At 64.1% G+C, this 15,925-nt stretch carries 18 protein-coding genes; 6 read left to right on the plus strand and 12 right to left on the minus strand.

The features are described 5' to 3' along the window. From NKJ73_RS18885 to NKJ73_RS18895, 3 genes are all read right to left on the minus strand, one after another. Entirely contained in the window at positions 1 to 807 is an 807-nt protein-coding gene (locus NKJ73_RS18885; protein WP_023677905.1) for a DUF1194 domain-containing protein, read from the minus strand. A 76-nt stretch (positions 808 to 883) separates the two neighbouring features. Beyond that, on the minus strand, positions 884 to 2,716 hold the full coding sequence (locus tag NKJ73_RS18890; RefSeq protein ID WP_352570577.1) for an ABC transporter ATP-binding protein/permease: 1,833 nt from the start codon (positions 2,714 to 2,716) through the stop codon (positions 884 to 886). A gap of 128 nt (positions 2,717 to 2,844) precedes the next feature. Continuing rightward, positions 2,845 to 3,615: a class I SAM-dependent methyltransferase gene (locus tag NKJ73_RS18895; protein ID WP_352570578.1), complete on the minus strand. Its 771-nt coding sequence runs from the start codon at positions 3,613 to 3,615 to the stop codon at positions 2,845 to 2,847. Between the two features lie 98 nt (positions 3,616 to 3,713). Between NKJ73_RS18895 and gloB the strand changes: the two genes are divergently transcribed. Next, entirely contained in the window at positions 3,714 to 4,481 is a 768-nt protein-coding gene (gene gloB, locus NKJ73_RS18900) for a hydroxyacylglutathione hydrolase (protein ID WP_352570579.1), read from the plus strand. Between the two features lie 11 nt (positions 4,482 to 4,492). Next, positions 4,493 to 4,921, plus strand: coding sequence for a cupin domain-containing protein (locus NKJ73_RS18905; protein ID WP_352570580.1), 429 nt, complete (start codon positions 4,493 to 4,495; stop codon positions 4,919 to 4,921). A gap of 4 nt (positions 4,922 to 4,925) precedes the next feature. Here the strand turns inward: NKJ73_RS18905 and NKJ73_RS18910 are convergent, their stop codons facing one another. Genes NKJ73_RS18910 through NKJ73_RS18920 form a run of 3 tightly spaced genes read right to left on the minus strand, consistent with a single transcriptional unit; the run spans position 4,926 to position 7,315 of the window. After that, the gene (locus NKJ73_RS18910) at positions 4,926 to 5,597 is read right to left on the minus strand and encodes a lysoplasmalogenase family protein (RefSeq protein ID WP_352570581.1); all 672 of its coding nucleotides are present in this window, start codon (positions 5,595 to 5,597) and stop codon (positions 4,926 to 4,928) included. Then, positions 5,594 to 6,481, minus strand: a complete 888-nt coding sequence (yddG, locus tag NKJ73_RS18915; protein ID WP_352570582.1) for an aromatic amino acid exporter YddG — start codon at positions 6,479 to 6,481, stop codon at positions 5,594 to 5,596. The genes NKJ73_RS18910 and yddG overlap by 4 nt, the downstream gene beginning before the upstream one ends. Positions 6,482 to 6,523: 42 nt before the next feature. Next, a complete protein-coding gene (locus tag NKJ73_RS18920; RefSeq protein ID WP_352457610.1) occupies positions 6,524 to 7,315 on the minus strand; it encodes a DUF3108 domain-containing protein in 792 nt (263 codons plus the stop codon). A gap of 612 nt (positions 7,316 to 7,927) precedes the next feature. Between NKJ73_RS18920 and rpmB the strand changes: the two genes are divergently transcribed. The 3 genes from rpmB to NKJ73_RS18935 all read left to right on the plus strand — a co-directional run bounded on the left by rpmB (position 7,928) and on the right by NKJ73_RS18935 (position 9,723). After that, complete coding sequence (gene rpmB / locus NKJ73_RS18925) at positions 7,928 to 8,224, plus strand: 50S ribosomal protein L28 (protein WP_006328411.1); 297 nt, start codon at positions 7,928 to 7,930, stop codon at positions 8,222 to 8,224. A gap of 81 nt (positions 8,225 to 8,305) precedes the next feature. After that, on the plus strand, positions 8,306 to 8,986 hold the full coding sequence (locus NKJ73_RS18930; protein ID WP_352570583.1) for a queuosine precursor transporter: 681 nt from the start codon (positions 8,306 to 8,308) through the stop codon (positions 8,984 to 8,986). A 62-nt stretch (positions 8,987 to 9,048) separates the two neighbouring features. Continuing rightward, the gene (locus tag NKJ73_RS18935; RefSeq protein WP_023677895.1) at positions 9,049 to 9,723 is read left to right on the plus strand and encodes a polyamine aminopropyltransferase; all 675 of its coding nucleotides are present in this window, start codon (positions 9,049 to 9,051) and stop codon (positions 9,721 to 9,723) included. Between the two features lie 57 nt (positions 9,724 to 9,780). On the opposite strand, the gene NKJ73_RS18940 is transcribed toward NKJ73_RS18935, so the two are convergent. The 6 genes from NKJ73_RS18940 to NKJ73_RS18965 all read right to left on the minus strand — a co-directional run bounded on the left by NKJ73_RS18940 (position 9,781) and on the right by NKJ73_RS18965 (position 15,489). Next, on the minus strand, positions 9,781 to 10,266 hold the full coding sequence (locus tag NKJ73_RS18940) for an SRPBCC family protein (RefSeq protein ID WP_352570584.1): 486 nt from the start codon (positions 10,264 to 10,266) through the stop codon (positions 9,781 to 9,783). Beyond that, positions 10,263 to 10,631, minus strand: a complete 369-nt coding sequence (locus NKJ73_RS18945; RefSeq protein WP_352570585.1) for an ArsR/SmtB family transcription factor — start codon at positions 10,629 to 10,631, stop codon at positions 10,263 to 10,265. Before NKJ73_RS18945 ends, NKJ73_RS18940 begins: the two co-directional genes overlap by 4 nt. Positions 10,632 to 10,817: 186 nt before the next feature. After that, positions 10,818 to 11,843, minus strand: coding sequence for an esterase-like activity of phytase family protein (locus NKJ73_RS18950; protein ID WP_352570587.1), 1,026 nt, complete (start codon positions 11,841 to 11,843; stop codon positions 10,818 to 10,820). Further along, positions 11,840 to 13,738 (minus strand): cobaltochelatase subunit CobT, encoded by a 1,899-nt coding sequence (gene cobT, locus NKJ73_RS18955; RefSeq protein ID WP_023677891.1) that lies wholly within the window; start codon positions 13,736 to 13,738, stop codon positions 11,840 to 11,842. The genes NKJ73_RS18950 and cobT overlap by 4 nt, the downstream gene beginning before the upstream one ends. Before the next feature lie 11 nt (positions 13,739 to 13,749). After that, positions 13,750 to 14,736 (minus strand): cobaltochelatase subunit CobS, encoded by a 987-nt coding sequence (gene cobS, locus NKJ73_RS18960; RefSeq protein WP_352451201.1) that lies wholly within the window; start codon positions 14,734 to 14,736, stop codon positions 13,750 to 13,752. A gap of 123 nt (positions 14,737 to 14,859) precedes the next feature. After that, the gene (locus NKJ73_RS18965; RefSeq protein ID WP_036238769.1) at positions 14,860 to 15,489 is read right to left on the minus strand and encodes a J domain-containing protein; all 630 of its coding nucleotides are present in this window, start codon (positions 15,487 to 15,489) and stop codon (positions 14,860 to 14,862) included. Positions 15,490 to 15,622: 133 nt separating this feature from the next. Between NKJ73_RS18965 and NKJ73_RS18970 the strand changes: the two genes are divergently transcribed. After that, positions 15,623 to 15,925, plus strand: coding sequence for a BolA family protein (locus tag NKJ73_RS18970; protein WP_352570588.1), 303 nt, complete (start codon positions 15,623 to 15,625; stop codon positions 15,923 to 15,925).

Raw genomic sequence — 15,925 nt, forward strand, 5'->3', positions numbered from 1 at the left:
TTATCGGTCGAGTTCCGGGAAATATGGGTCCGAGAAAAACCGCCGGTCGCGCTCGCCTTGCAGGCAGTCGATCGGTGCGTCGATGCGGATCGTCCTCGGATCCACCTTGGGATACTCGATGCCGCTGACCTCGAGGATCAGTTTGCGGCGAGTGGCGGTGGCGAATTCGGAAGCAGCATAGATCGGCAGCACGAACGAGCCCGGCCCGCCGGTTACGCATTCGGCATAATACCGGTCGAGATGGCTGAAGGTGGGTGACGGGCTGATCAGGATCGGCAGCCCGTTGATGACGATGCCCTTCGCCAGCGCCGCATCGCGTGCCGTTGTGACCGGCAAGCCGGTGTTGTTTGGGCCGTCCCCCGAGACGTCGATGACGCGGCGTTTGCCGGTGAAGGCCGTGCCGTTGAAAAGCTCGGCGCCGAAAGCCACAGCACCGGAAATCGAGGTGCCGCGAAAGCTCCTGAACGGGCGGGCCGCGATCTTGTCGGCGAAAGCGTTGGCGCTCTCCTTGCTGTCGACGACCTGCCAGGCAATGACCGCATCGTCGCGGATGGTGCCGGCCCATTCGAAATAGGCGATGGCGATGCGGCCGAAGGTGCCGGCACGCACGGCGTTGATGAAGTCGGGGTGGCGCAGCGCCGCGACATAGCCGGCGCGCTGCAGGGCAAACTCCCTTTCATCCATTGACTGCGAGATGTCGACGGCCAGCACCAGCTCGACATCGACGGCAATTGCATTGGCCGGCGCGGCCGCAGGTGCCGCCGGGGTGCAGGCAAGGCAGGCGAGCAGGGCGAGAGCGTCAAGCATGGCCGATCGGAACGTTCCCATCTGAAACGATCGCGACAGTTTTTCGCCGCGATCGCGGCGAAATAAAGCTTGCCTTCTATTTCTTTCGGCCAGCCGAAACGACAACCGGGGGCGGTTCGATGGCACCTGCCCTGATACGGGCCGGCTTGAGTGGCGGCTGGCCGGCATCCTTGACGATGGTCAACGCCCGCCGGAAGAAGCGGGCATTGTGCTGGCCGCGGCCGATATTGAGGATCGCGGCGTCGGGAAGGCGCTTCTCCAGCATCGACAGCACTTGCCTCAGCGTTGGGCCGTCGAACGCGTCCAGCGCCTCGTCGATGATCACCCATTTCGGCCGTCGCAAGGCCAGCCTGGCAAAGGCCAGCAGACGCTGCTCGTCGTCGCTGAGCTCACGCTCCCAGCGCGCCGAGCGATCGAGCGAGGACGACAGGCGTTGCAGCCCGACATCGGCCAGCACCTCCGAGATCTCGGCATCGCTCGCCTCCGCCGCGCCGTCTGAATGGTTGAGCACCTCGCGCAGCTTGCCGAGCGGGAAATAGGGGGTACGCGGAACAAAGATCGGCGCTTCTCCGGCCGGCATGCCGATGCGTCCGCTGCCCCATGGCCACAGACCGGCAATGGCCCGGAAGAACAGCGTCTTGCCGGCGCCCGGATCTCCGGTGATCATGACCCGGTCGCCGGCGCGGATTTCGACATGCGGCTCGGCAAGCTTGGTGCATCCCTCCGGCGAGGCGACCTCGAGTTTCTCGAAGGTCAGGCTGCCGTCCGGGTTTTCGCCGAACGAAATGCGCCTTTCCGTATGGTGCAGCGCGTCGGTGTCGCCAAGTGCGATGCGAAAGTCGGCGACCCGCATCAGCGTAGCGCGCCAATCGGCGATGCCGCCGATATTGTTGATGAACCAGCGCAGCGACGAATGGACCTGGTTGAAAGCGCCGACTGCCATCATCAAGCCGCCAAAGCTGATATCGCCGGCGAAATAGACCGGTGAGGCGACCAGAATCGGCGCGACGACAGTGATCCAGCCATAGGTGTCGGTAACCCAGGAAAGATTGATCTGGGCGCTGTAGATGCGCCGCATGGCGCCCAGCACCGTGCCGAGATCGAATTCGAGCCGGCGCCTGGCATCGGCCTCGCCATGCGCCAGCGCGATGGCATCGACATTCTCGTTGACGCGAACCACCGAGGAGCGCAGCTCCGCCTCACGCGTATAGCGATCGTTGTTGAAGCGGATCAACGGTCGCCCGACCAGCCAGCTCAACCAGGAGGCGGTGCCAGCATAAAGGATCGCCGCCCAGACCATGTAGCCGGGTATGGCCAGCGAATGGCCGCCTATGTGGAAGACGAAGCCGGAAGACAGCGACCACAGGACCCCAACGAACGAGGCAAGCAGGATGCAGGACTGCAGCAGGCCGATGCCAAGACCGGTGGAAAGATCGGAGAGATGCCCGGCATCCTGCTGCAGGCGCTGGTCGGGATTGACGCCGATGGCGCCGGCATGGGTCAGCCGGAAGGCACGCGCCGGCCGCATCCATTCGTCGATCAGGTCGAGCGTCAGCGCCTCGCGCAGCTTCAGGCGGAGCATCTGGTCGAGCCAGGTCTGGCCGACATTGAGCACCACAAGCCCGCCGGCGATGCCGGCAAAGACCAGTAGCTGATGCAGGAAAGCCGGCATGTCGCGCCGCGCCAGCGCGTCGTAGAAAGGCTGGTTCCAGCGATTGAGCAGAACCTGCCCGATCGAGCTCGCCACGATGACGGCGACGATGCCGATCGCTGCCCAAAGCAATTGTTTTCGCACCGGCGAGCTGGTCAGTGCCAATTTGATTGTTGCCAGCTGCTCACGCAGGCTGCTGGCTTCGATCGACGTGGCAAGCTTCTGGGCGCTGGCCTCGACATCCGGACGATCATCCATCGGTTAAATCCTTGCATTCGCAGCAATGCCAAACCGGTCATAGGGATCGGCCGCACGGCCTTCAATCGGACAGCAAACCTGATATCGTCAGATAGGCGTGAAAAAGCACGTCTCGGATCACGAACGCGTCATCCTGGCGGTGCCGGGTGTTCGGCCCGCGACAGCCGGCCAAGCGTCGGCGCGCCATGCGGCGAGAGAACCGGCACGAAGACGCGGCGGGACGCGCGCTGGGCGACCGGCACGCCTTGATAGAGCCGCTTCTGCGCCTCGACGACGATAACGCCCGAAAAGATCGGCCAGAAGCGCCGGCCGGCACGTTCCAGCACATTGTGGAACTGCATCATGAAACGTCGCGGCGACGGCGGGAAGAACAGCGCATCGGACCACGCCGCCGGCGTGAAATTCGCTTCGCGCAGCAATTCGGTCAGCTGGCCGCGCGAGAACGGCCGGCCATTGCCGAAAGGCGTACGCTCGAAGCGTGCCCAGACGCCGCGCCGGTTGGGCACGACGATGACGACACGGCCGGCCGGCGACAGCACCCGCCAGATCTCGTTCAGCGTCTCGCGTGGGTTCTCGACATGTTCGAGCGAATGGACGAGGAGCATGCGGTCGATGCAGGAATCGACCAGCGGCAGTTCCTCATCGAAGACCAGGGCGGTCGCCGTCGGCCCCGTCGCCGGCCACACCACCGCGCCCTGCGTTGCCGGCATAAAGGCAAAGACGCGCTCGGCATCGCTGCCGAAGCGCTCCAGCCACGGCAAGGTGTAGCCGAGGCCGACCAGCCGCTCGTTGGGCACGACGGCCCATATCGAGGACAGCGCCATGGTGATCGAGCGTTCGGCCAGGCGGCCGAGCGTGGTCGAATAAAACGAACGGAGATCGACAATGTCTGAATGCATGCGCGGGACGGTAGCTTCGAAGCAGTCCAAGTTCAACAAAGGCAGATGACATCGGCTGGCAGGCGCCCTATGTCTGCGGCAATAAAGGGAGAGATGCGATGCCGGTCGAGATCGAACAATTCATGTGCCGCAGCGACAATTTCGGCGTGCTGGTGCACGACCCGAAAAGCGGTCAGACGGCGCTCATCGATGCGCCCGAGGAGGCGCCGATCCTGGCGGCGATCAAGCGCACCGGCTGGACCCCGACGATGATCCTGACCACTCACCACCATCTCGACCATGTCGAGGCCAATCTGGCGCTGAAGGAGCGTTTCAAGCTGCGCATTGTCGGGCCGGAAGCCGAAAAGGCGAAGATTCCCGGCATCGACGAAACCGTCGAGCAAGGCTCGGTCGTCCATCTCGGCGACGAGCGGATCGAGGTCATCGCCACACCCGGCCATACCGCCGGCCATGTCACCTATCATCTGCCGGCGTCGAAAGTGGCATTCGCCGCCGACACGCTGTTTGCGCTCGGCTGTGGGCGGCTGCTCGAATGCAAGCCGCCGGTGATGTACGAATCCCTGAAGAAGCTCGCGGCGCTGCCGGCCGAGACGGTCGTCTATTGCGGCCATGAGTATACGCTGGCCAATGCCCGTTTCGCGCTGACCGTCGACCCGACCAATTCGGCGCTAAAAGAGCGCGCCGCCAAGGTCGAGGCGCTGCGCGCCGACGGCAAACCGACGCTGCCGACGACCATCGGCGAGGAACTGTCGACCAATCCGTTCCTGCGCTGGCACGATCCGGCGATCCGCAGGCATCTCGGCCTCGAGAACGCCTCCGACGCCGAAGTGTTCGCCGAGATCCGCAAGCGCAAGGACAATTTCTGAGCGCAACAGCGATGACCAGTTCCGCCGAAATCATCGCCCTGCTCGGCCTGAAGCCGCATCCGGAAGGCGGCTGGTATGCCGAGACCTTTCGCGACGGCGCGGCAGGCGCCCGCGGCCATTCGACGGCGATCTATTTCCTCCTCGAGAAGGACCAATTGTCGGCCTGGCACCGGGTCAAGGACGCGGCCGAGGTCTGGCATTTCTATGACGGTGCGCCGCTGGCGCTGTCGATACATCGAGAAGGCGGTACCGTCATCGAGGAGATCCTCGGTACGGCGCTTGCCGCGGGCGAGCGGCCGCAGATCGTCGTGCCGGCAGGCTGGTGGCAGTCGGCACGCAGCCTCGGCGAATGGACCCTGGTCGGCTGCACCGTGGCGCCGGGCTTCGATTTCGCCGCCTTCGAACTTGCCGAACCAGGCTGGCTGCCGGGCACGCCCTAGGCACCTAGCCCAGCAGGAAACCCAGCGTGATCGCCAGCTGGCCGGCGTAGTACAGTGCCCAGACCCCATAGCGCACCCAAATGCGGTGCGGCGAGATGGCGGGCAGCAGGAAATTTTCCGCGGCGAGCAGCCCGTCGGACAGGATGAGCAGGACGACGCCGCCTACGACCCCGACGCTGTTCAGGGTGAGCGCCGCAAGGCTCATGGCAAGCAGTGCCGCGGCATGGATGCCAATCGGCAAACGCAAGGCCGGGCCGATGCGGCGCCGGAGCGCGAAAAGCATGGCCAGCACCGACACGATCATCGCCAGCACGATCGCTGCCCGCCACGGCTCGGTCGAAAGCAGCCCGAGGCCGCCGCCGGCACGCAGGAACAGCACGACGTAAAGCACGTGCGCGGCAAGAAAACTGGCCGTGCCGCCAAGAAATGCCTTCTCGCCGTCGCGCGACAAGAAGGCGTCGCCGACGGCACTGACGCCGAGCGCGGCGACGAGCAGCCATGGGCCGCCCTGCTGTGCGACCAGCACCGCCAGCATCGCCACCGCCAATGTCCTTGCCGCCGACAGCGAAAGGCGCGGCGGCATGCCGAGGCTGAACGCGTAAATCACCGCTGCCGCCAGCGAAAACAGCAGCGTCGCATTGGCATTGGCATCGATGCCGCCGGGAAACGGCATCATGCGTTTGCCTCGCTCGCGGCCCTCTTGCGGAGGAACAGCGATTTCGCCGCCAGTGCCGCGCCGCCGGTGATCAGCACGCAGGCGGCGAGGATGCGCCATGACGGCTCGGCGAAGCCGGCGGCGATCAGCACCAGAGTGGACAGCAGCGGCGCGGCATAGCTCGCCGCCCCCAGCACCTGGATGCTGCCGCGCTTGACGCCGATGTCCCAGGCATAGAACGCCGCCCCCACCGGCATCAGACCCAGGCCGAGCACGGCCAGCCACTGGCCGGCGCCGGCGGGCAGCACCGTCTGTTCAAGCAACAGATGGCAGACCAGCGAAAGCGCCGCGGTGACGGCGCAGAACCAGGTGACGATGCTGGTCGGCACCGACGGGAAGCGCCGCGACAACAGCGAATAGGACGACCACAGCACCGCGCAGACGCCGGCCATGGCGTAGCCGAAGGCATAACGCGCGTCGAAGGCAAGCCCGCCGCCCTTGGTGACGATCAGGACCGTGCCGGCAAGGCCGAGCAGCGCGCCGGCGACGTGGTTCCAGGCCAGCCGCTCGCCAGGCATCAGCGCCGATCCGAGCACGATCAGCAGCGGCCACAGATAGGCGATCAGGCTGGCCTCGACGGCCGGCGCATTGCGCAGCGCGGTGAAGTAGAAGAAGTGGTAGCCGAACAGGCCGGCAATGCCGATCACCCAAACCTGGCGCGGTATCTTCGCGGCGCCATCGGCTGCCGGCATGAACAGCCGGGCAACCAGCCCGACGCAAGTGCCGATCGTAAAGGTGATTGCCGAAAGCAGGAACGGCGGCACGGCGCCCGAAGCATCCGTAAGCAGCGCCAGCAGCGCCCACATGGCGACCGCGGAGAAGCCGATCAGTGTTGCGCGCGCCATACCCGTCGCCCCCTGCCCATCGTTGGCGGCGCACCATCACGCCTATTCGTTCGCTTCGAACCGCTCCGCGCTGATCGTCAACGGGCCGATTTGCGTGCTGACCGTGGCGCGGATCGGCGCATATACGCCGCTTTGGCCGACCGGTGCAAACGTCACCATGATGCGGCTGCGTTTCTTCAGGTAGTTCAGCGCCTTGCGATTCTTGCGGTAGCCGGCCACCGGCTCGAAGCCCAGCCTGCAGGTGACCGTATCGCCCTTGTAGCCGGTCACCGAGATCGACCCTTTGGACTCGTAGCTCAGTTTCAGATCGGCACGCATTTCGCCGTCATAGAGCTTCACCGTGCGCCCGCAGACCTGGTCGAGGCTGTCGGCATGGATGACGGTGGCGGCCATCGGATCGAGGACCGATACGAGATGGCTGCCGACCAGCGGTATCCAATTCTCGGGATTGCGCTTCTTCGGCTCAGGCACGACCTTGGTCGAGGTGACGACGCCGTTGGCAAACTGGATGTCGATCATCGATGCCTTCTTGCCGGACGTGTAGTCGGCGTGGAACGCTTGCGGCTGCAACTGCTTGCCCGAAATCTTGCCCTTCGACGAGATCGTGCCTCGCGTATCGTCGAACAAAGTGGCGAGCCCGGCGGCGGAAACGCTGCCCTCGATCGAATAGGTGTCACCCTCGTAATGGCTGGAGAATTTCGCCTTGGCCACGGAGAGGCCGAGGAACGACACCGAATATTCGCCCGTGAAGGATTGCGGCTCAGCGGCCGAAACCGTCGTCGAAAGCGCGACGGCCATCAGCACGACCAGGGCATGGAGGAAAGAACGAGGCATGGCGGGTCCTTGATTGTCGACCGGACGGGCGGCTCCGGTCTGGCATGTCCCTGTGCGACCGCTTATAGGCTGAATTCCGGCCTTAATGTGAAAGGCGCCGTCGGCAGGCAACGTTGGGGCTGGTCGACGGCCAAAATAAAAAACCCGCCTCGGCGGGCGGGTCGTTGGAGCCAATTAGCACCATACCGAAATTAGTAGCATAGCTGCCGGCACAAAGCAAGAACAAAATGTGGCCACCTGGAAAATCGCGACAGGTTTGCGCAGCCCCTCATCGCCCTGCCGGGCACTTCTCCCCGTATAGGGACGGGGAGAAGGTCGCCTTGCAAAGGGTTTCGCCAATTTGCGGAGTTGCAGAAAGCGCCGAGCCTGCGGCCCAGCCCCTTCTCCCCGTCACTATACGGGGAGAAGGTGCCGGCAGGCGGATGAGGGGCAGCGCCGGCATCGGTCATCTTTTGATTGATTCCCTTGGAACTAACCAACCCCAAGCTTGACGCCTCGGCGAAATGCAACTATGGAACGCCAACTTTTTCCATAAGGCCGCCTGACCGAAACCGCGCGCCACCCGGCGCGGGTCGAATGTTTGGCCAGGACCGAGAACCGAAGGTTAGAACCATGTCCCGCACCTGCGAACTCACTGCCAAGGCAGTCATGTCCGGCAACAATGTGAGCCACGCCAACAACAAAACCAAGCGTCGCTTCCTGCCCAATCTCGTCAATGTGACGCTGATCTCGGAAGCGCTGAACCAGAATGTGCGCCTGCGCATTTCGGCCAACGCGCTGCGTTCGGTCGAGCATCGCGGCGGCCTCGATGCCTTCCTGGCCAAGGCCGATGCCAAGGAATTGTCGCAGCGCGCCCGCCTGTTGAAGAAGCAGATCGCCAAGAAGCTCGCCGAACAGCCGGCCGCCTGAGTTTTTCGGCGGCGGCCGCCTTCCAGGGCGCGACCGGGTTCCGGATCGCGTTCCGCTGGTTCCATTACCCAGGATAAAAAAATGATTTTCCTCTCGCGGTACCTGCCCTTCGTGGCGGCCATGGCGCTCGTCGTCGTGGCCTCGAACATCCTCGTGCAGTTCCCGATGCAGGGTGCAATCGGCGGGTTGTCGCTGGCCGACATCCTGACCTGGGGCGCCTTCACCTATCCGTTCTCCTTCCTGGTCACCGATCTCGCCAATCGCCGTTATGGGCCGGCGGTGGCGCGCAGGATCGTCTTTGTCGGCTTCATGACAGCGGTGGTCTGCTCGATCGTCATCCCACCGCTGCTGTTTCGCCACGGCCTGATCGAATTCGAGACCGCCGCCGACCGGCTGGTGCGTATTGCCGCGGCGTCGGGTGCGGCCTTTCTCACCGCGCAGTTGCTCGACGTCACCGTGTTCAACCGGCTGCGCCGGCAGAGCTGGTGGCGCGCGCCGATCGTCGGCACCCTGGTCGGCTCCGTCTTCGATACGGTGGTGTTTTTCACCGTCGCCTTCGCGGCGGCGTTCGCCTTCGCCGGGCCCAACGACGGCTTTGCGCTGGAAACCGCACCGCTGATGGGCGTGCTGCCGGTCGAGACGATGCGCTGGGTCTCCTGGGCGCTCGGCGATCTCAGCGTCAAGCTGATCATAGCGGTGGTGGCGCTGATCCCCTACCGGCTGCTTGCCGCCCGCTGGAGCCAGCCGGCACTGGCGGCATAGAGCATGATCCCGAAAAGTGGGAACCGGTTTTCGGACAAGATCATGCTCAAAGACTATCGAGCATGATCCCCTGGCTTCAACTGGACTCGGCAAAAACGCCTGACGGCGGACAGGAACTCCGCCTGAAACGGCGCGGCGGCGAATTCTCGATCATGCTTGGCGCGAACGAGCTGATGAACAGCCGGCTCAGCGGTTCCGAAGAAGCGCTGGCGAAACTGTCCTGTCAAAGGATTGCCGGCCGCCGGACCCCAAACATCCTGATCGGCGGCCTCGGCATGGGCTTTACGCTGCGCGCGGCGCTGGCCGAGCTCGGCGACGATGCGCAGGTCGCCGTTGCCGAACTGGTGCCGGCCATCGTGATTTGGGCGCGCGGCCCGATGGCCGAGCTGTTCGGCGGCTGCCTTGATGACCGGCGCGTCAGCATTCGTGAGGCCGATGTCGGTCAGCTCATCCGATCGCAAGCTTCGGCCTGGGACGCGATCCTGCTCGATGTCGACAACGGCCCCGAGGGCATCGTCTACAAGGCCAACGATGCGCTCTACAGCGCAGCCGGCCTGATCAGCGCGAGAGCAGCTCTCAAGCCCGGCGGTGTGCTGGCGGTCTGGTCGCAGGGCCCTGACGCAGGTTTCACCCGAAGGCTCAAGCAGGCCGGCTTCACGGTCGAGGAGGTCAAGGTGCGGGCTCACGGCAAGCGCGGCGCCCGTCACATCGTCTGGCTCGCGAGCAAGGGGCAATAGGCCACCTCGCAATCCGGGCGGGCCTTGTTGGACGCCGCCCGGTACGCCGGCGAACCTCTACTTCGCCTTCTGAAGCTCGGCGGCAAGCGCCTGCAGCAGCCCGCGTGTGCCCTCCTCGCGCCCTTGCGCTGAATCGACGCCATCGAAGAACGCACCCTGTTCGGTATAGGTCAGGCGGGTGCCCTCGCCGGAAGGTGCAAGCTCGACCGTGGTGAGCGACGCCGACAGCGGCTGCGCCCCGACCGCCATCCGGTATGAAAATACGATGCGCCGGTCAGGGACGATGTCCTGGAACTGCGCATCGAGCCTGATCTCCGGGCCGCCCTGGTAGCTGAACCGCGAAACCTCGCCGCCGCCGACACGGAAATCGAAGGTGAATTCGGCGATGGTGAAGCCGTCGCCTTCGACGCGCCAGCGCCGCACCGTCGCCTTGTCGGCAAAGGCGAAGAAGACGCGCTCGGGCGATTGCGGATAGGTCCGCTCGATCGTGAAGGTCGAATGGATGACGGAGTGCTCGTCGTTAACAGGGGCAATCTGGTTCATTTCTTTTCGTCCTTTTCCTGCTCGTGGATTGTTGCTTTCGATTGGTCAGTCTCCGCCAGGATCTGGCCGAGACGGTCGAGCTGGCGTTCGGCCGGCGTACGGCGCGCGGCGATCCAGTCGGCAAGCGGGGCTAGCCCGCCGGGCTCGATCCGGCAGGTGCGCACGCGCCCGATCTTTTCGCTGCGGATCAGCCCGCACGCTTCAAGCACCTGGAGGTGCTGGAGCACGGCGGCGAAGGTCATGCCGAACGGCTCCGCCAACTGGCTGACGGTGGCCGGCCCGCGGCTCAGCCTTTCCAGGATTGCCCGGCGCGTCGGCTCGGCAAGAGCCCGCAGGATGCTGTCGATCTCGGAATACTTAAGCATGGACTTGAGTATTTCGCCGATGACACAAATTGTCAAGTCACGGCTAAAGTATTTTTGCTGATGGTGAGAGCCGGCTGGAAAACCCGCGACGCGGGTCATTGCCAGGGGAAATTAAGGGAAATTGCCTGCGTTGCAAAACGGCGCGGAAACGCCAGCGATGCTGTCAGCCAGCAGGCCGGTCGCGCGTCAATCCTCGTGCAGCACAAATTCCAGGTAAAGATTGCGCTGCAGGATCGAGTGGTTGTCGTCGGACATCAGCGACACGATCAGCGCGCCATCGTCGCGGGTCCAGACGTCGAGCGCTTCCATGTTGTCGATCTGGTAGCCCATGTCGGCTTCGAGCAGCACCGGCCCGTCGGCGACGGCGCCCTTCTCGACGCTTTCGCCATATATGCGCCGCAGCCGCATCTTGACGCCGCCGGCCATCGAAAAACTGCGCTCCAGAAGCAACAGGTCGCCGTCCGGCAGGAAGGCGCCGTCGGTGATGTCGAAATCGCCATTGCGCTTGATGGTGAAGACGCCCTTGCGCGGCCCTTCGATGATCGCGGCAAAGATGTTGCCGGTCTTGTCGAGGCTCTTTTCCGACACCACGACCAGCCCGCCCGCGTGCTGCCCGTAAGGATGGGCGCGGGTGACGGTCTCGAAGCCGCGATTGCGGCGGAGTTCCCAGGCCGGGATCAGGAAGTCCAATTGCCTGAACGGCGCCTTCATGTCGTCCGGATCGATCTTGAACTCGGCGATACGGTGATCGCGCTCGAAACCGACCGTGGCAATGCCGTCCTTGACCGCGAGGCCTTCGGCATCGACCGCCCATTTCTCGTCGATCGGCTGGCCGGCCGCATCGACCATCTGCTGCATGCGAAAATTCTGGATGCCGGAAGGCCGCTTGTCGGCATCGTGGACGAGGGTGCCGAAGAACCAGAAGCCGGTGTCGGCGACGCCGATGAAATCGCTGCCTGGCTTGAGGAACCGAAGCGCCGACAGCGCGCCGAAATCGCGCGTCGACGAGGTCATTTCGAGCCCGCCGACGAATTCGAGCGGCCCGAACTGTTTTTCGTCATTGCCGATGCGAAACTGGGTTATGGGCCGGGCCGAGATTTCGGCCGGCTCGACCGAGGCCGGCCCGGCAGCGACAGCCGGGGCCAAAGTGATGCCGAACAACGCGATGGCGGCCAAAAGCTTCTGCCAAAAGCCGCCGCGGGAAAAAATCATCCGGCGCGCCGCATGCCGCCGCGCCGCGTGTCGCGCACGGTTTCCTCGGCGAACAGCGAGGCCAGCTGCTCGGTCATGGCGCCGGCCAGTTCTTCGGCATCGACGATGGTGACGGCGCGGCGATAGTAGCGGGTGACGTCGTGGCCGATGCCGATGGCCAAAAGCTCGACCGGCGAGCGCGTCTCGATGAGCTCGATGATGGCGCGCAGATGCCGCTCGAGATAATTGCCCGGATTGACCGACAGCGTCGAATCGTCGACCGGCGCGCCGTCCGAGATCATCATTAGGATCTTGCGCTGCTCCGGCCGCGCGATCAGCCGGTTGTGCGCCCACAGCAGCGCCTCGCCATCGATGTTTTCCTTGAGCAGGCCCTCGCGCATCATCAGGCCGAGGTTGCGGCGCGCCCGCCGCCACGGATGGTCGGCGGATTTGTAGATGATGTGGCGCAGATCGTTGAGCCGGCCGGGGTTCGGCGGCTTGCCTTCCTTCAGCCATTTCTCGCGCGCCTGCCCGCCCTTCCAGGCGCGGGTGGTGAAGCCGAGGATTTCGACCGAGACGCCGCAGCGTTCCAGCGTGCGCGCCAGGATGTCGGCGCAGGTGGCGGCGACTGTGATCGGCCGGCCGCGCATCGAACCCGAATTGTCGAGCACCAGCGACACCACCGTGTCGCGGAATTTGGTATCGCGCTCCTGCTTGAAGGACAAAGGCTGCATCGGGTCGATGACGACGCGCACCAGCCGTGCCGGATCGAGATAGCCTTCTTCGAGGTCGAAATCCCAGGAGCGGTTCTGCTGCGCCATCAGGCGGCGCTGCAGCCGGTTGGCCAGCCGCCCGACGACGCCGGAAAGGTTGGCGAGCTGCTTGTCGAGGAAGGCGCGCAGCCGGTCGAGCTCCTCCTCCTCGCACAGTTCCTCCGCACCTACGGTCTCGTCGAAGGCCGTGGTGAAGACCCTGTAGTCGATCTCTTTCGGCAGATTGGTGAAGGGATTGTCGTTGCGGCGCGCCTCGCCGGGCGTCTCCGCATCGGCGTCGTCATCGTCGGAGAGATCCTCGGCGGTGGCGTCGGAGGCCTCTGTCTCGGCCGATTGCTCGTCGTCCGACGATGCCTCTGTATCCTCGGACTGCGACTGCTCGGAGCCCGAATCGTCTTCGCCGCCCTCCTCGCTCTGCTCCTCGCCTTGCGGCTGGTTTTCGTCGTTGTCCTCCGAGTCTTCCGTCTCCTGGTCATCGCCGAGCTCCTCGGCCATTTCCATGGAGGCGAGCATCTCGCGCACCACGCGGGCGAACGCCTGCTGGTCGTCGAGCTTTGCCGACAGCCCGTCGAGATCGGCACTGGCCTTTTCCTCGACCCAAGGGCGCCAGAGATCGACCAGCCGTTCGCCGCTCTTCGGCACAGTGCGGCCGGTCAGCTTTTCGCGCACCATCAGCGCCAGCGCCTCCTCGATCGGCGCGTCGGCCTTGTCCTTGACGTCGATGAGGTTGGCCCTGGCGTATTTGTCCTCCAGCATCGAGCCGATATTGTCGGCGACGCCCTGCATGGCGCGGCTGCCGATCGCCTCCACCCGGGCCTGCTCGACCGCGTCGTAGATGGCGCGGGCCTGCTTGCCTTCCGGCGCCAGCCTGGTGTGGATGCGCGCATCGTGGCAGGCGCGCTTCAGCGCCATGGAATCGCCGAGCCCGCGGGTGATGGCGATGTCCGCCTTCGATGCCTTCTTCGGCAGTTCGGGCAGTCGGGCGCGGCTGCCGGCCAGCGCCGGCCGGTCCTTGGCGAAGCCGACCTCGAGATCCTTGTCACCGGCAATCGCGCGCATGCAAACGGTGACGGCGCGCTTGAAGCTGTCGTTCTCAGCGCCGGTCTTGGATTTGTTTCGCGTGTTGTCGCCCGGACCCGCCATCGAGACTCTGCTTAGCCCAGCACAACGTTCGCCGCGCTCTCCGGCAGATCTTCGCCGAAGGCGCGCTGATAGAACTCGGCCACCAGCGAGCGTTCCAGCTCGTCGCATTTGTTGAGGAAGGTCAGCCGGAACGCCATGCCGATATTGCCGAAGATTTCGGCATTCTCGGCCCAGGTGATGACCGTGCGCGGGCTCATAACGGTCGACAAATCGCCGTTGATGAAGGCCGAGCGCGTCATGTCGGCGACACGGACCATCTTGTTGACGATCTCCTTGCCCTTGCCGTCGCGATAATGCTTGGCCTTGGCCAGCACGATGTTCACTTCATTGTCGTGCGGCAAATAGTTCAGCGTGGTAACGATCGACCAGCGGTCCATCTGCGCCTGGTTGATCTGCTGGGTGCCGTGGTAGAGGCCGGTGGTGTCGCCCAGCCCAACCGTGTTGGCGGTCGAAAACAGCCGGAAGGCCGGGTGCGGGCGGATCACCCGGCTCTGGTCGAGCAGCGTCAGCCGGCCCGACGATTCCAGCACGCGCTGGATGACGAACATCACGTCCGGGCGGCCGGCATCGTACTCGTCGAAGCACAGCGCGACATTGTGCTGATAGGCCCAGGGCAGGATGCCGTCGCGGAATTCGGTGATCTGCAGCCCGTCCTTGACCACGATGGCGTCCTTGCCGACGAGGTCGATGCGGCTGACATGGCTGTCGAGATTGACACGCACGCAGGGCCAGTTGAGGCGGGCGGCGACCTGCTCGATATGCGTCGACTTGCCGGTGCCGTGATAGCCCGACACCATGACCCGACGGTTGTAGGCAAAGCCGGCGAGGATCGCCATGGTCGTGTTCTTGTCGAACAGGTAGTCCGGATCGATGTCGGGAACGTGCTCGCTCGTCACCGCATAGGCCGGCACCACCATCTTGGAGTCGAAGCCGAATGTCTCCTTCACCGACACCGTGGTGTCGGGCAGGTTGGCGATGTCGCGATCGACCTTGTTCATCTCTATCAACGTCTCCACAAGCGAAACGCCGCGTTTCGCCGGCAATCGATTTTGTTCGGGGGCGGTCTTAGAGCCTTTTCCAACCTTATGAAAGTTGGAAAGCGACACGAACCGTATGGTCGCTCAGCACAAACCTGCCTGCTTGAGCACGCGATACGCCTGGAGCACATCGCGGAACCGGTCTTCCGAACCTCTGTCGCCGCCATTCGCATCCGGGTGGTGGCGTTTCACAAGTTCCTTATAGCGCGCCTTGATATCCTTGCCAGTTGCCTTTGTATCAAGGCCAAGCGTTTCCAGTGCCTTGGCCTCAAGCGGCTTGGCCTTGCGCTCGCGTGCTTCGCGCGGGTCTTTCGGGCCTTTGAACAGGTCGAACGGATCGCGCATGCGATTGTAGTAGCCGGCGCGACCGGAACGCGCCTGGGCGAAGTCGGGCGAGGAGCGTGTCGAGGCACCGTTGACGCCCATTTTCCAGGTCGGCCGGTGGCCGGTCATGGCTTCCTTCTGGAAGCGGGCGATCTCGGTATCGGGAACGCCCGAGAAATAATTGAAGCCTTTGTTGTACTCGCGCACGTGATCGAAGCAGAACTGGAAATACTCGCCTTCCTTCATCCGTCCGACCGGGGCACGGTGGGTACCGGCCTCCTTGCAGCCATCCCACTGGCAGATCGGCGAACGCGACTTCAGCTCCGCGTCCTTCTCCGGGCGGATGCGAATCTTCTCGAAATATTTTGGGTACGGCTTCATCTCACCCATTTATGGGCTGTTCGCTGATGCGAAACAAGAATTGACATTTTCGCGATGATCGCCCTAGCCGCTGAATCGCGGCATAAAACCGGCGAATTGCGAATTTTGTGCGATGACATAGATGTGGTGAAGGGAAGCGGCGATGTCCATACAGGCAACGATGGAAGATAAGCTGAAAAAGGCGTTTTCGCCGGAACGGCTGGACGTCATCAACGAAAGCCATCTCCATGCCGGGCATCATCATGTGGATTCCGGCCATCACGCCACCTTCGACGGCACTGGCGAGACGCATTTCCGCGTCCGCATCGTCGCGCCAGCCTTTGCCGGCATGAGCCGCGTCGAGCGTCACCGCGCAGTCAACGATCTGCTGGCCGAGGAGTTGAAATCCGGCGTCCACGCCCTGGCGATCGAGCCGGTGGCGCCCGGTGAAAAGACCCGCTGGTAA

Source organism: Mesorhizobium sp. M0074 (assembly GCF_040322975.1).
Classification (GTDB): Bacteria; Pseudomonadota; Alphaproteobacteria; order Rhizobiales; family Rhizobiaceae; genus Mesorhizobium.

Coding starts and splice junctions, on each gene's coding strand:
- NKJ73_RS18885 (WP_023677905.1), bottom strand. CDS start 807: ATGCTTGACGCTCTCGCCCTGCTCGCCTGCCTTGCCTGCACCCCGGCG.
- NKJ73_RS18890 (WP_352570577.1), bottom strand. CDS start 2,716: ATGGATGATCGTCCGGATGTCGAGGCCAGCGCCCAGAAGCTTGCCACG.
- NKJ73_RS18895 (WP_352570578.1), bottom strand. CDS start 3,615: ATGCATTCAGACATTGTCGATCTCCGTTCGTTTTATTCGACCACGCTC.
- gloB (WP_352570579.1), top strand. CDS start 3,714: ATGCCGGTCGAGATCGAACAATTCATGTGCCGCAGCGACAATTTCGGC.
- NKJ73_RS18905 (WP_352570580.1), top strand. CDS start 4,493: ATGACCAGTTCCGCCGAAATCATCGCCCTGCTCGGCCTGAAGCCGCAT.
- NKJ73_RS18910 (WP_352570581.1), bottom strand. CDS start 5,597: ATGATGCCGTTTCCCGGCGGCATCGATGCCAATGCCAATGCGACGCTG.
- yddG (WP_352570582.1), bottom strand. CDS start 6,481: ATGGCGCGCGCAACACTGATCGGCTTCTCCGCGGTCGCCATGTGGGCG.
- NKJ73_RS18920 (WP_352457610.1), bottom strand. CDS start 7,315: ATGCCTCGTTCTTTCCTCCATGCCCTGGTCGTGCTGATGGCCGTCGCG.
- rpmB (WP_006328411.1), top strand. CDS start 7,928: ATGTCCCGCACCTGCGAACTCACTGCCAAGGCAGTCATGTCCGGCAAC.
- NKJ73_RS18930 (WP_352570583.1), top strand. CDS start 8,306: ATGATTTTCCTCTCGCGGTACCTGCCCTTCGTGGCGGCCATGGCGCTC.
- NKJ73_RS18935 (WP_023677895.1), top strand. CDS start 9,049: ATGATCCCCTGGCTTCAACTGGACTCGGCAAAAACGCCTGACGGCGGA.
- NKJ73_RS18940 (WP_352570584.1), bottom strand. CDS start 10,266: ATGAACCAGATTGCCCCTGTTAACGACGAGCACTCCGTCATCCATTCG.
- NKJ73_RS18945 (WP_352570585.1), bottom strand. CDS start 10,631: ATGCTTAAGTATTCCGAGATCGACAGCATCCTGCGGGCTCTTGCCGAG.
- NKJ73_RS18950 (WP_352570587.1), bottom strand. CDS start 11,843: ATGATTTTTTCCCGCGGCGGCTTTTGGCAGAAGCTTTTGGCCGCCATC.
- cobT (WP_023677891.1), bottom strand. CDS start 13,738: ATGGCGGGTCCGGGCGACAACACGCGAAACAAATCCAAGACCGGCGCT.
- cobS (WP_352451201.1), bottom strand. CDS start 14,736: ATGAACAAGGTCGATCGCGACATCGCCAACCTGCCCGACACCACGGTG.
- NKJ73_RS18965 (WP_036238769.1), bottom strand. CDS start 15,489: ATGGGTGAGATGAAGCCGTACCCAAAATATTTCGAGAAGATTCGCATC.
- NKJ73_RS18970 (WP_352570588.1), top strand. CDS start 15,623: ATGTCCATACAGGCAACGATGGAAGATAAGCTGAAAAAGGCGTTTTCG.